The following is a 13,641-nucleotide window of genomic DNA, read 5'->3' on the forward strand; positions in this document are numbered from 1 at the left end:
TCCGTCACCCCACCACGGGAATCGTGAAGGTCTGGGGGGCGCCGGTGCCGGTGGTCAGGCTGACCGGCTGCGGCAGGGTGGCTCCCCGGTAGGCGAGGTCGCCGCCGGCGAGCACGACCGCGAGCTGGTGGCCCTCCTCGAAGCGGTGCACGATGCCGGGCAGCTCGATGGTCACCGGCTTCGTCGCGTCCGTGATCCGCACGGGGGAGATCAGCCGGTTCGGCAGCTCGACCGTCTCGCCGTCCGGCCCGATGTCGTAGAGCTTCGCGTACGCGACCAGCTGCCCGGCCGGGCCGCCGCGCTGGGTGAGCTCCACCGAGGGCGCGTCCAGCTTGACGGTGAGCCGGGGTGAGCCGACGACGTCCAGCGGAGCCGAGAGCCTCCCGGTGGAGAACCGGATCGCCGTGCCGTCGGGGTCGGTGACCGGCTGCTGCTGGTCGAGGGCGGACGTCTCGGTGTAGTTCGGCCCGACCGGCGCGACGCTGCTGTAGCTGCTCGTCCCCGTGCCGACCTCCTCCGCGCTGTCGACCAGCGCCCCGCCCTCCGGCCCGGTGCTGGACAGGTGGAACGTGCGCTCGCTGCCGAGCGGGTAGCTCGCCGTGACGGCGTAGGCGTCCGCGATGGATCCGCCGGCCGGCAGCGCCCAGTCCCGGAAGTACGAGAACGTCGACCCCGGCGCGGGGCCCTGGCCTCGGACGTAGTGGTCCAGCCAGGCCAGCGCCTGCCGGCCGAGGTAGCTGTTCTCCGGGTCGGAGAGGTTCATCTCGCCCGGTGCCGGCGTCGAGTTGCTGTGCCCGAAGGACTGCCACACCAGCGAGACCGGCGTGCCCTGGGCCCGGAGCGACGTGTACGTCGCGACGGACTCCTGCAGGTTGAACAGCGTGTCGGCCTGCCCCTGCATGAGCAGCGCCGGCACCTGCATCTCGGCCATGTAGCTGGCCACCGAGTTCGAGCGGAGGAAGGCGATCGTGTCAGCGCTCGGGTAGCCCAGGAGTGCCACCTCGGCGAGAGCCCGGCACACCTCGGGCTCGAAGTTCGCGCAGTTCTGCTGGGCGAACTGCTGGGCCTTTTCCGGGTCGGTCAGCGCCGGCAGGTCCTGGACGCCGTTCGCGACGCCGAGTGCGGTGAACAGCGCCGCCCACTGGTACTTGAAGACGCCGGTGCCCGTGGAGCTGACCGAGCCCGACGTCGCCGAGCCTCCCGGCAGCGCGCTGTTCTCCGGGGCCAGGGAGTAGGAGAGGTCGTTCCAGGTGATGGTCGGGACGATCGCGTCCAGCCGGTCGGTCCCTGCGCGGCGCTCGGCCGCCGCGGCGGCGAATTGGATTTGTCCGCCGTACGAGCCGCCGATCATGCCGACCTGCGGGTCGTACGTCGGCTTCTTCCCCTCGGTCTCGCCCTTGTGGTCGCCCTTGCCCTTGTGCCCGTGCTTGCCCTTGTCTCCGTGTTCGGCCCTGCCCTTGCCGGAGGTCGCGGCCGGGGCGTCCTCGCGGGCCACCTGCGTGACGACGACCCGCTCACCAGTCGCGTCGTCCACCGCCTGGATCGAGGGGTCACCGCCGAGGAACCGCAGCAACTGGCTGGCGGCCGCGCCGTCGTGCTCGACGTCGTCCAGGGTGATCGGGCACAGGTCGCCGTCGACGAACCCGAGGCCGGTGTAGGAGAGCGTCACGTACCCGTGCTCGCCGAAGCCCTGCGCGAGCCCGTCCTGGTCGTCCTTGGTGCCGCCGAACCCGTTGGTCACCAGCAGCGCGGGGCCGGGGTTCTCCGCCGTCACCCCGTGCGGGACGTGCAGGTCGGCGTCGATCTTGCAGGTCCGCTTTTCCGGCCCGAGGTCCGTGACCGTGATCGTCAGGTCGCGGACGGTGGCGGGCGTCGCGGCGGCCGCCGGCGCCAGCGTGACCAGGCCCCCGGCGGCCAGCGCCGAGGAGAGCAGGACGGTCGCGACTCGGCGCACGGAGGGCTCCTCGGGTCGGGGACACGCGGTGGGCCTGCGCCGTTGCTGCTGCCAACGGGTGAGGCATCGTGTGATGCACCCCACGCGGGACCCAGTTCTACAACGCCCGGGGCAGCGCTGTGGTTACGGGCGGTCTACGGTGCCTTTTCGTGGATCTCTTCGAGTACCAGGCCCGTGACCTGTTGGCCTCGCACGGCGTCCCCGTGCTCCCCGGCGGCGTCGCCGAGACGCCCGAGCAGGCGGAGGCGATCGCCCGCGAGATCGGGCAGACCGTCGTCGTCAAGGCGCAGGTGAAGACCGGCGGCCGCGGCAAGGCCGGCGGCGTGAAGCTCGCCGACAACCCCGACGACGCCAAGGCGCGCGCCCAGGACATCCTCGGGCTGGACATCAAGGGGCACATCACCCACAAGGTGATGGTGGCCCAGGCCAGCGACATCGCCGAGGAGTACTACTTCTCCTACCTGCTGGACCGCTCCAACCGCACCTTCCTGGCCATGGCCTCGAAGGAGGGCGGCATGGAGATCGAGCAGCTCGCCGTCGAGCGTCCCGAGGCACTCGCCCGCATCGCGATCGACGCCAGCAAGGGCGTCGACGCCGCGAAGGCCGCCGAGATCGTCGACGCCGCGAACTTCCCGGCCGAGGTGCGTGACCAGGTCATCGCGATCGCGATCCAGCTGTGGGACGTCTTCGCCAAGGAGGACGCCACGCTGGTCGAGGTCAACCCGCTGGCCAAGGCGCCGGACGGCACCGTCCTGGCCCTCGACGCCAAGGTGACCCTCGACGAGAACGCCGGCTTCCGACAGACCGAGCACGCCGCGCTCGAGGACGCCGCCGCCGCCGACCCGCTCGAGGCGCGCGCCAAGGAGAAGGACCTCAACTACGTCAAGCTCGAGGGCGAGGTCGGGATCATCGGCAACGGTGCCGGCCTGGTCATGAGCACCCTCGACGTCGTCGCGTACGCCGGGGAGGAGTTCGGGGGCGTCAAGCCCGCCAACTTCCTCGACATCGGTGGTGGCGCCTCGGCCGAGGTCATGGCCAACGGCCTGGAGATCATCCTGTCCGACCCGGCCGTGAAGAGCGTGTTCGTCAACGTCTTCGGCGGGATCACCGCCTGCGACGCCGTCGCCAACGGCATCGTCTCCGCGCTGAGCATCCTCGGCGACGAGGCCACCAAGCCCCTGGTCGTCCGGCTCGACGGCAACAACGTCGAGGAGGGCCGGCGGATCCTCGCCGAGGCCAACCACCCCCTGGTGACCGTGGTCGACACGATGGACGGCGCCGCGCGTCGCGCCGCCGAGCTCGCCGCCTAAGCGCCCCGAAACGACAGGACTCCAGAGATGTCGATCTTCCTCAACGAGAACAGCAAGGTCATCGTCCAGGGCATGACCGGCTCCGAGGGCAGCAAGCACACGCAGCGCATGCTCGCCTCCGGCACCGCGATCGTCGGCGGCGTGAACCCCCGCAAGGCCGGTACCAGCGTCGACTTCGACGGCACCAGCGTGCCGGTGTTCGGCGGCGTCGCCGACGCCATGAAGGAGACCGGCGCCGACGTCAGCGTCATCTTCGTGCCGCCGCCGTTCGCCAAGGCCGCCGTCATCGAGGCCGTCGACGCCCAGATCGGGCTCGCCGTCGTCATCACCGAGGGCATCCCGGTGCACGACTCGACCTACTTCTGGGCGCACGCCCAGGGTGGCTCGACCCGCATCATCGGCCCGAACTGCCCCGGTCTGATCAGCCCCGGGCGCTCGAACGCCGGCATCATCCCGGCCAACATCACCAAGCAGGGCAAGATCGGCCTGGTGTCGAAGTCGGGCACGCTGACCTACCAGATGATGTACGAGCTCCGGGACATCGGTTTCTCGACCGCCATCGGCATCGGCGGCGACCCGGTCATCGGCACCACGCACATCGACGCGCTCCAGGCGTTCCAGGACGACCCGGAGACCGAGGCCATCGTGATGATCGGTGAGATCGGTGGCGACGCCGAGGAGCGGGCCGCCGACTTCATCAAGGCCAACGTGACCAAGCCGGTCGTCGGCTACGTCGCGGGCTTCACCGCCCCCGAGGGCAAGACGATGGGCCACGCCGGCGCCATCGTCTCCGGCTCCGCCGGAACCGCGCAGGCCAAGCAGGAGGCCCTCGAGGCCGCCGGTGTCCGCGTGGGCAAGACCCCGTCGGAGACGGCGAAGCTCATGCGCGAGATCGTCGGCGCGTAAGTCCTGACCGCTGCCCGGTACCCCGATCTCGGGGTGCCGGGCAGCGTCGTTCCCGGACCCCGGCGGCGACGCGCCGCACCCTGCCGTTGCGGTCGCGCGGCGGCCGCCGTCACGATCATGGGGACCCGAACCGTTCCGGAGGAGAGCCTGTGACCGCCAGCCAGCCCCCGAACCCGCCCGAGGGCGGGCAGCCGCCGCCCGGGGGGCAGCCGCCGGAGGCGCACGGGTCCTCGGCGGCCGGGCAGCAGCCCGGCCCGCCGCCGCAGGGCGCACCGCACCAGCACGGCGGGCCCCAGCACGGCCAGCCCCCGCAGCCCGGGCAGCCCTATTACGGGCCGCCCCAGCAGTACGGGCAGCCGCAGCCCTACGGCCAGCAGCAGTACGGCCAGCCCCAGTACGGCCAGCCGCAGTACGGTCAGCCCCCCTACGGTCAGCCCGCGTACGGCCAGCCTGCGTACGGGCAGCAGCCCCACCCCGGGCAGCCCTACGGTCAGCCGCCCTACCCGGGCCCGCCCCAGTACGGGCAGCCGCCCTACTACGGGCAGCCCCAGCCGTACGGCCAGCCGTACTACGGCCAGCCAGGACCCCATCAGCAGGGACCGCAGTTCCAACAGCCGCCCTACGGGGCGCCGAACCCCTACCTCCGCCGGCCCGGCGGGGGCGCGGAGTTCTCCGTCGACCTCAAGCGGGTCCGGAAGCTCGACTGGGCCGTCGCCGGCGGCGCGCTGCTCTTCCTCGTGCTCGCCCTCCTGCCCTGGTGGCGCTTCGGGGACGACACCTTCGGCGTGACCTTCAGCGGCTTCGAGGACGGCACGGTCGTCTCGGCCTTCCTGCTCTTCCTGCTCGCAGCCCTGTGGGCCGTGCTGCCGGGCTTCGTCAAGGCGACGGTGACCTTCCCGCGGGCGGCGGTGACCGTGGGGCTGGCCTCGCTCGGGCTGGTCCTGACGTTCTTCGCCTGGATGGACACCCTCAGCTACTCGTTCTCGATCTGGGCGCTGCTCGGCTTCCTCACGGCCGTGGCGATCACGGTGGTGGCCGCGCTGGCCCTGCGCCGCGATCTGCGGGAGCGGCCCGCCCGGCCGAGCGGGCCGTACGGGCAGCCGGGGCCGGCGCCGTATCCGTATCCCGCTCCACAGCCTCCCGCCCAGCAGCCTCCCGCCCCGCAGCCTCCCGCCGCCCAGCCGGGGGCCGCGCCGTGGTCGTCGCCGCCGCACCAGGGCCCGGGCCCTTCCGCGGGTCCCGGACCGGCTGCGGAGGGTGAGCACCCGCGCACGGACACCTGACCCGGGCGGTTCCGCGGAGGGGCGCCCGGCGCGTGCGCCCGGCATCCCCCCGGCGAGCTTGGGAGAGTGGGGGTGTGGTCGCCCTGCTCGCACGCCTGCCCTTCCGGCGGGACGACGGCGAGGTCGCGCGACCGGCGCCGTCGGTCCTGCTGGCCGCCGCCGCCGCGGTGGCCGTCACAGCCGTCGGGCTGCTCGGGCTGGGGCTCGCCGTCGTCGTCGTCCAGACGCTGGACCCTGTCGGCGGCCTGTCCACCGGGGCCTCGGCGGTGCTCGCGGCGCGGCTGTGGCTGCTCGCCCAGGGCGCCGAGCTCACCCTGCCCACGGGCCCGCTGGTGCTGGCTCCGCTGCTGCTCACCCTCCTGGTGTCCTGGGGACTGTCGTGGGCCGGGCGGGTCTCGGTCCGCGCGCTGGGCGGTGACGACGGCGGCGGCCGGGTCGTGCGGGCGGTCGGGGGCGTGGTCGCGCTGCACGTGGGGCTGACCCTGCTCGTCGCGCTCCTCGCGGGGGGCGGCGACGTGGGGGTCGGCTGGCTCCGCACCGCCGTCGGACCCCTCGTCCTCGCCCTGCTGGCCGTCGGGTGGGGTGCGGGCCGGGAGTCGGACCTGCTCGACGTCGTCCTGGACCGGCTCCCCGGCGCGTTCCGGCCGGTCCTGCGCGGCGTGCTCGCCGGGCTGTTCACCGCCTTCGCCCTGGCGTCGTGCGTGGTGGCCATCGCCCTGGCCGGCGACACCTCCGGGTACGCGGCCGTCTCCGGCTCCCTCGGCGGAGCCGCGGCCGGGGCGGTGGGGCTCGTCGGGCTGGGCGCCCTGCTCCTCCCGAACGCCTCGCTCGCGGTCCTCGGGCTCGCCGCCGGCCCCGGGTTCTCCGTCGGCACCGGCACCCTGGTGTCGGTGCACGGGGTGACCCTGGGCCCGGTCCCGGCGCTGCCCCTGCTCGCGGCGCTGCCGGACACCCAGGCGGTGCCGTTGGTCGCCTTCGCCTCCCAGGTGATCCCGGTCGTGGCCGGGCTGGTGGCGGGGACGACAGTCGGCCGCTGGTTCGGCCACGACGAGGGCGGCTCGGTCAGCGCCGGGCTCGCCGGCGTGCTCACCGGCGCGCTGCTCGGCGTCGTCGTGGGTCTCCTCGTGTGGGTCGGCGGCGGCACCCTCGGCGACGGCTCCCTCGCCGTGATCGGCGCCCCCGCGGTCGCCACCGGTATCGCGGTCGCCGCGCAGAGCGGGATCGCGGCGGCGGTGGCCGCCGCCGTCACCCGCTGGCGGGCCCTCGGCTGAGCCGCCTCCGAGCCCCTGCGAGGGGGCCGAGGATCGGCAGCCCCTACTGTCGGGGCCGTGGCTGCGGGCGGGGGAGAGACAGCAGACGAGCCTGCCCCGCGGGCGCGCGTCGTCGTCCTGCTGTCGGGTACCGGTTCGCTGTGCGCCGCCCTGCTCGCCGCGACCGACGACCCCGCCTACCCGGCCACGGTCGTCGCCGTGGGCGCTGACCGGGACGCCCCGGGCTTGGAGCACGCGCGCCGCCGGGGTCTCCCCACGTTCGTGTGCGCGCTCGGCGAGCTCACCGACCGGGCCGCCTGGGACCGCGCGCTGGCCGAGCGGATCGCCGAGTTCGAGCCCGACCTGGTCGTCTCGGCCGGCTTCATGAAGATCGTCGGACCGGCGGTGCTGGACCGGTTCGAGGGCAGGCTGATCAACACCCACCCGGCGCTGCTGCCGCTGTTCCCCGGCGCGCACGCCGTGCGGGACGCCCTCGAGGCCGGGGCCGGCGTGACGGGCTCGACGGTGCACCTGGTCGACGCCGGCGTCGACACCGGCCCGGTGCTCGCCCAGCGCGAGGTCCCGGTCCTGCCCGGTGACGACGAGGCCAGCCTGCACGAACGGATCAAGGACGTGGAGCGAGAGCTCCTGGTGGAGACGGTGGCGGCCTTCGTCACCCGGACGAGGAAGAGCCCCTGATGAGCGAGCGCACCCCCATCCGTCGTGCCCTGCTGGGCGTCTACGACAAGACCGGGATCGAGGAATTGGCCCGCGGGCTGGCCGCGGCCGGTGTCGAGCTGGTGAGCACCGGGGCCACCGCCCGCCGCATCGCCGACGCCGGGGTGCCCGTCACGCCGGTCGAGCAGGTCACCGGCTTCCCCGAGTGCCTGGACGGCCGCGTGAAGACGCTGCACCCGGCGGTGCACGCCGGCATCCTCGCCGACCGGCGCAAGCCCGAGCACGTGGCCCAGCTCGACGAGCTCGGCATCTCCGCCTTCGACCTCGTCGTGGTGAACCTCTACCCGTTCACCGAGACGGTCGCCTCGGGCGCCTCGCCGGACGAGTGCGTCGAGCAGATCGACATCGGCGGACCCGCGATGGTGCGCGCCGCGGCGAAGAACCACCCCTCCGTCGCCGTCGTCGTCGACCCCGGTCGCTACGACGACGTCCTCGCCGCCGTCTCGGCCGGCGGGTTCACGCTCGCCGGGCGGCAGAAGCTGGCCGCCGCCGCGTTCCGGCACACGGCGAGCTACGACATCGCCGTCGCCTCGTGGATGGGCAGCGTGCTCGCCCCCGACGAGGGCACCGCCTTCCCGGAGTGGGTGGGCGCGAGCTGGGAGCGCGCCGACGTGCTGCGCTACGGGGAGAACCCGCACCAGCAGGCCGCGCTGTACCGCGGTGGGGCGCTGCCGGGCCTGGCGCACGCCGAGCAGCTGCACGGCAAGGCCATGTCCTACAACAACTACGTCGACACCGACGCCGCGTGGCGGGCGGCGCACGACCACGACGAGCCGACCGTCGCGATCATCAAGCACGCCAACCCGTGCGGGATCGCCGTCGGTGCCGACATCGCCGCCGCGCACCGCAAGGCGCACGCGTGCGACCCGCTGTCGGCCTTCGGTGGCGTGATCGCGGCCAACCGCGAGGTCGACCTGACCATGGCCGAGCAGGTTTCCGAGGTGTTCACCGAGGTGGTCGTCGCGCCGTCCTTCACCGAGGACGCGCTGCAGGTCCTCACCGGGAAGAAGAACGTCCGCCTGCTGCGGCTGCAGCACGCCCCCGCGGGCGGGGCCGAGATCCGGCCGATCGGCGGCGGGCTGCTGATGCAGTCGGTCGACCGCATCGACGCCGAGGGCGACGACCCGACGACCTGGACGCTCGCCACCGGTGAGCCGCTCGACGCCGCCGGCCTCGACGACCTGGTGTTCGCCTGGCGGGCGGTCCGCGCGGTCAAGAGCAACGCCATCCTGCTGGCCCACGACCGGGCCACCGTGGGCGTGGGCATGGGGCAGGTCAACCGGGTCGACTCGGCGCGGCTGGCCGTGTCCCGGGCGGGGGAGCGGGCCGCCGGGTCCGTCGCCGCGTCCGACGCCTTCTTCCCGTTCGCCGACGGCCTGCAGGTGCTGCTCGACGCCGGTGTCCGCGCCGTGGTCCAGCCCGGCGGCTCGGTGCGGGACGAGGAGGTCGTCGCCGCCGCGGCGGCGGCCGGTGCGTCGCTGTACCTGACCGGCACCCGCCACTTCGCGCACTGATGCGGGGGACGCGTCCCCACGTCGGCCCGCCCGAGGCGGGCACCGAGGTCGAGGGGGCGGACTTCGCCCGCGTCGACTGGTGGGGTGCCGAGCTCGACGGCGTGACCTTCGTCCGCTGCCGGTTCGACGACGCCGGCCTCGAGGAGCTGGTCACCCGGCGCTGCGTGTTCGAGAACTGCGTGCTCACCGGCGTCCGCATGGCCGGTGCGCGGCACCTGGGCTCGGCCTTCCTGTCCTGCCGGTTCGACCGGGCGCGGCTGATCGACGTCACCTGGGACGGTTGCAAGCTGACCGGTTCGCACTTCCCGGGCGCGCACCTGCGGCCCATGACGGCGACCGAGTGCGACTGGAGCTTCACCTCGCTGCGCGGCGCGGACCTGTCCGGGCTCGACCTCTCCCGTCAGCGGTTCCGCGACGCCGACCTGACCGACGCCGACCTGCGCGAGTGCGACCTCACCGGAGCGGCGCTGGACCGGGCGCGGTTGCAGAGCACCATGCTGCGCGGCGCGGACCTGCGGGGCGCCTCGACCGACGGGATCAACTGGCGGGGGTTCGAGCTCACCGGCGTACGGCTCGACCTCGCCCAGGCGGTGCAGTTCAGCAGCGCGCACGGGGCCCTGGTCGGCGACTGACCCTCAGCCCTTGCGCGGGCCGGTGAGCACGGCCTTCGCGGCGCCGAGGACACCGCACACGGCGACGGCGATGCCGCACCAGAAACCGGCGTCGAAGAAGCCCAGGTCGAATCCGGCCGCCACGAGCGGCACCAGCACGGCCCACACGACCAACCCGCTCACTGCGAGCGCGACCAGGCCCCCGGTGCGGTGGCTGCGCGACGGCATCAGCATGCGCACGCCGAGCGCGAAGAGCAGCACCCCGCCGAGCACGATCACGAGCGGCTGCCACAACCCGGTGTCCACCACGTCCGACAGGCCGGAGAATCCCCGGCGCATCAGGTCCAGCCCGGTCGCGTCGCCGTCGGCCAGCCAGGGCAGCACGAGGCTCAGCAGCGCGGCGGTGCCGGCCAGCAGGAGGAGCAGACCGGCCACGGGGTCCGGGCGGCGGAGCACCGGCCGGCCGGTGGACCAGGCCGGCGCCGTCGCGGCGCCGGTCGGTGACGCGTAGGACATCTCGGTCGTGGCGGGTTCCCGATCGCGTTCGCTCATCGCGGCGCACCTCCTGCCCGGAGCCTAGGACCGCGACCCCGTCCGCGGGTCGGCTCGGGCAGACTGTCGGCGTGCCCGCGACGACTCTGGACGGCAAGGCCACCGCGGCGGCGATCCGCGCCGAGCTGACCGAGCGGGTGGCCGCGTCCACCGCGGCGGGGCACCGACCCGGGCTCGGCACGCTCCTCGTCGGCGACGACCCGGGCAGCCGCTGGTACGTCAACGCGAAGCACTCCGACTGCGCCCAGGTCGGCATCGCCAGCATCCAGCGCGAGCTGCCCGCCGACGCGACCGAGGCCGACGTGCTCGACGTCGTCGCCGAGCTCAACGCCGACGAGAGCTGCACCGGTTACATCGTGCAGCTGCCGCTGCCGCGGCACATCGACGAGGCGCGCGTGCTCGAGGCGATGGACCCGGCCAAGGACGCCGACGGGCTCCACCCGGTCAACCTCGGCCGGCTGGTGCTGAACGTGCCCGGGCCGCTGCCGTGCACCCCGGTGGGCATCGTCGAGCTCCTGCGCCGCCACGACGTCCCGATCGCCGGGGCCGAGGTGGTGGTCGTCGGCCGCGGGATCACCGTCGGGCGCCCGCTGGGCCTGCTGCTCACCCGGCGCACGGAGAACGCGACCGTCACCCTCTGCCACACCGGCACCCGCGACCTGGCCGCGCACGTGCGGAACGCCGACGTCGTCGTCGCCGCGGCCGGTGTGCCGGGGCTGATCACCGGCGCGATGGTCAAGCCCGGCGCCGCCGTCCTCGACGTCGGCGTGAGCCGGGTCGACGGGAGGATCGCCGGCGACGTCGCCGCCGACGTCGTGGACGTGGCCGGTCACGTGGCGCCCAACCCCGGGGGAGTGGGGCCGATGACCCGGGCGATGCTGCTGCAGAACGTGGTGCTGGCGGCCGAGCAGGCAGCCGCGGGCGGCCGGGCCGCGTGACCGTGACCCGCCCGCCGCTCTACGTCCGCCGGCCCTTCCTCGCCGGGCTGGTCCGCCAGGCGCCGCTGCTGGCCGTGCTCGTGGCGGTGGGTATCGGGCTGCTGCTGGTCACCTTCGAGCACTGGCGGATCGGTCTGGTGGTCGTCGGCCTCTCGATGGTGGGGGCCGCGCTGCTCCGGCTGCTGCTCCCCGTGCGGCGGGTCGGCTTCCTCGCCGTCCGCAGCCGGGCCGTGGACGTCGTCCTGCTCGCGGTGGCCGGGCTCGTGCTGACCGGGGTCGCGCTGGCCATCCCCGCCGCGTGACCCCCGGCAGCGCCGGGAGCGGGTGAGCGCTAGGTTGGCGGCCATGGCAGCGCAGCCCAGAAACGGCAAGGTGACCGTCGTCGGCGCCGGGTTCTACGGCTCCACCACCGCACTCCGCCTCGCGGAGTACGACATCTTCGAGACCGTGGTCCTCACCGACATCGTGGAGGGCAAGCCCGAGGGCCTGGCCCTCGACATGAACCAGTCCCGGCCCATCGAGGGTTTCGAGACCCGGGTCGTCGGCGTCGGGGGCGGGTCCTACGAGGGCACCGAGGGGTCCGACGTCGTCGTCGTGACCGCCGGTCTGCCGCGCAAGCCCGGCATGAGCCGCATGGACCTCATCGAGACCAACGCCGGCATCGTCCGGCAGGTCTCGGAGAACATCGCGAAGACCTCGCCCGACGCCGTCGTCATCGTCGTCTCCAACCCCCTGGACGAGATGACCGCGCTCGCGCAGCTGGCCACGCAGTTCCCGAAGGGCCGCGTCATGGGCCAGGCCGGGATGCTGGACTCCGCCCGCTTCACCAACAACGTGGCCGAGGAGCTCGGCGTCCCGGTGTCGTCGGTGCGCACGCTGACCCTGGGCTCGCACGGCGACACGATGGTCCCCGTGCCCTCCCGGTGCACGGTCGACGGCAAGCCGCTGGCCGACGTGCTGGCGAAGGACCGCATCGACCACCTCGTCGACCGCACCCGCAACGGCGGGGCCGAGGTCGTGGCCCTGCTCAAGACCGGCTCGGCGTACTACGCCCCGTCGGCCGCCGCGGCCCGCATGGCGAAGGCCGTGATCCAGGACTCGGGCGCGGTCATGCCGGTCTGCGCGTGGGTGGACGGCGAGTACGGCATCACCGGCGTCTACCTGGGGGTCGAGGCCGAGATCGGCAGAGAAGGAGTGCGGAAGGTCGTCGAGAGCGACCTCTCCGAGAGCGAGCTGGCCGGGCTGCACGAAGCAGCCGAGGCCGTGCGCGCCAAGCAGGCTGACGTAGCCGACCTCTGAGCGAACGCTCGGAGCCGCAAGCAGAGAGAAGGAACGCGCACGTGGCGAAGATCAAGGTCGAGGGCACCGTCGTCGAGCTCGACGGCGACGAGATGACCCGGATCATCTGGCAGTTCATCAAGGACCAGCTGATCCTCCCGTACCTCGACGTCAACCTCGAGTACTACGACCTCGGCGTCGAGCACCGCGACGCCACCGACGACCAGGTGACGATCGACTCCGCCAACGCCATCAAGAAGCACGGCGTCGGCGTCAAGTGCGCCACCATCACGCCGGACGAGGCGCGGGTCGAGGAGTTCGGCCTGAAGAAGATGTGGCGGTCCCCGAACGGGACGATCCGCAACATCCTCGGCGGCGTCATCTTCCGCGAGCCGATCATCATGCAGAACGTGCCGCGCCTGGTGCCGGGCTGGACCAAGCCGATCATCGTCGGCCGCCACGCCTACGGCGACCAGTACCGCGCCACCGACTTCAAGTTCCCCACCGCGGGCAAGCTGACCGTCACCTTCACCCCGGACGACGGTTCGCAGCCCATCGAGCACGAGGTCTTCCAGGCGCCCGGCGCCGGTGTCTCGCTGTCGATGTACAACCTCGACGACTCGATCCGCGACTTCGCCAAGGCCTCGCTGAACTATGGCCTCGACCGCGGCTACCCGGTCTACCTCTCCACGAAGAACACGATCCTCAAGGCCTACGACGGCCGGTTCAAGGACATCTTCGAGGAGGTCTTCGAGGCGGAGTTCAAGGAGAAGTTCGCCGCCGCCGGGATCACCTACGAGCACCGCCTCATCGACGACATGGTCGCCGCCTCCCTCAAGTGGGAGGGGGGGTACGTCTGGGCGTGCAAGAACTACGACGGCGACGTGCAGTCCGACACCGTGGCCCAGGGCTTCGGCTCGCTCGGCCTCATGACGTCGGTGCTCGCCACCCCGGACGGCCGCACGGTCGAGGCCGAGGCTGCGCACGGCACGGTGACCCGCCACTACCGGCAGCACCAGCAGGGCAAGGAGACCTCGACCAACCCGATCGCGTCGATCTTCGCCTGGACCCGGGGCCTGGCCCACCGGGGCAAGCTGGACGGCACTCCCGAGGTCACCCGCTTCGCGGAGACCCTCGAGAAGGTCTGCATCGACACCGTCGAGAGCGGTCAGATGACCAAGGACCTCGCTCTGCTGATCTCCAAGGACCAGCCGTGGCTGAACACCCAGGACTTCCTGGCGGCCATCGACAGCAACCTGCAGAAGGCCATGGCCTGATCCAGCGCTGACATGGCGTGATCAACGCCC

13 protein-coding genes are annotated in these 13,641 nt (G+C 73.0%); 11 read left to right on the top strand and 2 right to left on the bottom strand.

The features are described from left to right. Positions 1 to 4 precede the first annotated feature (4 nt). Positions 5 to 1,954: a CocE/NonD family hydrolase gene (locus tag DQ244_RS10310; protein WP_158544513.1), complete on the bottom strand. Its 1,950-nt coding sequence runs from the start codon at positions 1,952 to 1,954 to the stop codon at positions 5 to 7. A 149-nt stretch (positions 1,955 to 2,103) separates the two neighbouring features. Here DQ244_RS10310 and sucC point away from each other — a divergent pair, with 149 nt between their 5' ends. The 7 genes from sucC (at position 2,104) to DQ244_RS10345 (ending at position 9,587) form a co-directional block, all read left to right on the top strand. Continuing rightward, positions 2,104 to 3,264: an ADP-forming succinate--CoA ligase subunit beta gene (gene sucC, locus DQ244_RS10315; protein WP_113811376.1), complete on the top strand. Its 1,161-nt coding sequence runs from the start codon at positions 2,104 to 2,106 to the stop codon at positions 3,262 to 3,264. A 27-nt stretch (positions 3,265 to 3,291) separates the two neighbouring features. Beyond that, on the top strand, positions 3,292 to 4,170 hold the full coding sequence (gene sucD / locus DQ244_RS10320) for a succinate--CoA ligase subunit alpha (protein WP_113811377.1): 879 nt from the start codon (positions 3,292 to 3,294) through the stop codon (positions 4,168 to 4,170). 149 nt (positions 4,171 to 4,319) lie between these two features. Next, positions 4,320 to 5,453 (top strand): hypothetical protein, encoded by a 1,134-nt coding sequence (locus tag DQ244_RS19630; RefSeq protein ID WP_199580336.1) that lies wholly within the window; start codon positions 4,320 to 4,322, stop codon positions 5,451 to 5,453. A 74-nt stretch (positions 5,454 to 5,527) separates the two neighbouring features. Continuing rightward, positions 5,528 to 6,724 carry a DUF6350 family protein gene (locus DQ244_RS10330; protein ID WP_113811378.1) on the top strand — a complete coding sequence of 399 codons (1,197 nt, stop codon included), beginning with the start codon at positions 5,528 to 5,530 and terminating at the stop codon, positions 6,722 to 6,724. 57 nt (positions 6,725 to 6,781) lie between these two features. Continuing rightward, positions 6,782 to 7,402, top strand: coding sequence for a phosphoribosylglycinamide formyltransferase (gene purN / locus DQ244_RS10335; protein WP_113811379.1), 621 nt, complete (start codon positions 6,782 to 6,784; stop codon positions 7,400 to 7,402). Next, positions 7,402 to 8,955 carry a bifunctional phosphoribosylaminoimidazolecarboxamide formyltransferase/IMP cyclohydrolase gene (purH, locus tag DQ244_RS10340; RefSeq protein WP_113811380.1) on the top strand — a complete coding sequence of 518 codons (1,554 nt, stop codon included), beginning with the start codon at positions 7,402 to 7,404 and terminating at the stop codon, positions 8,953 to 8,955. The genes purN and purH overlap by 1 nt, the downstream gene beginning before the upstream one ends. Then, positions 8,955 to 9,587 carry a pentapeptide repeat-containing protein gene (locus tag DQ244_RS10345; RefSeq protein ID WP_113811381.1) on the top strand — a complete coding sequence of 211 codons (633 nt, stop codon included), beginning with the start codon at positions 8,955 to 8,957 and terminating at the stop codon, positions 9,585 to 9,587. The genes purH and DQ244_RS10345 overlap by 1 nt, the downstream gene beginning before the upstream one ends. 3 nt (positions 9,588 to 9,590) lie before the next feature. Here the strand turns inward: DQ244_RS10345 and DQ244_RS10350 are convergent, their stop codons facing one another. Further along, a complete protein-coding gene (locus DQ244_RS10350; RefSeq protein WP_233491302.1) occupies positions 9,591 to 10,118 on the bottom strand; it encodes a hypothetical protein in 528 nt (175 codons plus the stop codon). Positions 10,119 to 10,189: 71 nt separating this feature from the next. Between DQ244_RS10350 and DQ244_RS10355 the strand changes: the two genes are divergently transcribed. The 4 genes from DQ244_RS10355 to DQ244_RS10370 are packed head-to-tail and all read left to right on the top strand — an operon-like array spanning position 10,190 to position 13,611. Next, the gene (locus DQ244_RS10355) at positions 10,190 to 11,056 is read left to right on the top strand and encodes a bifunctional methylenetetrahydrofolate dehydrogenase/methenyltetrahydrofolate cyclohydrolase (protein WP_113811382.1); all 867 of its coding nucleotides are present in this window, start codon (positions 10,190 to 10,192) and stop codon (positions 11,054 to 11,056) included. Continuing rightward, positions 11,053 to 11,358: a DUF3017 domain-containing protein gene (locus DQ244_RS10360; protein WP_233491303.1), complete on the top strand. Its 306-nt coding sequence runs from the start codon at positions 11,053 to 11,055 to the stop codon at positions 11,356 to 11,358. The genes DQ244_RS10355 and DQ244_RS10360 overlap by 4 nt, the downstream gene beginning before the upstream one ends. A gap of 43 nt (positions 11,359 to 11,401) precedes the next feature. Beyond that, positions 11,402 to 12,355, top strand: coding sequence for a malate dehydrogenase (gene mdh / locus DQ244_RS10365; protein WP_113811383.1), 954 nt, complete (start codon positions 11,402 to 11,404; stop codon positions 12,353 to 12,355). Positions 12,356 to 12,396: 41 nt separating this feature from the next. Continuing rightward, positions 12,397 to 13,611: an NADP-dependent isocitrate dehydrogenase gene (locus tag DQ244_RS10370; RefSeq protein ID WP_113811384.1), complete on the top strand. Its 1,215-nt coding sequence runs from the start codon at positions 12,397 to 12,399 to the stop codon at positions 13,609 to 13,611. Positions 13,612 to 13,641 lie beyond the last annotated feature (30 nt).

It is taken from the genome of Blastococcus sp. TBT05-19, from assembly GCF_003319095.1.
In the GTDB taxonomy this organism is placed as follows: domain Bacteria; phylum Actinomycetota; class Actinomycetes; order Mycobacteriales; family Geodermatophilaceae; genus Blastococcus.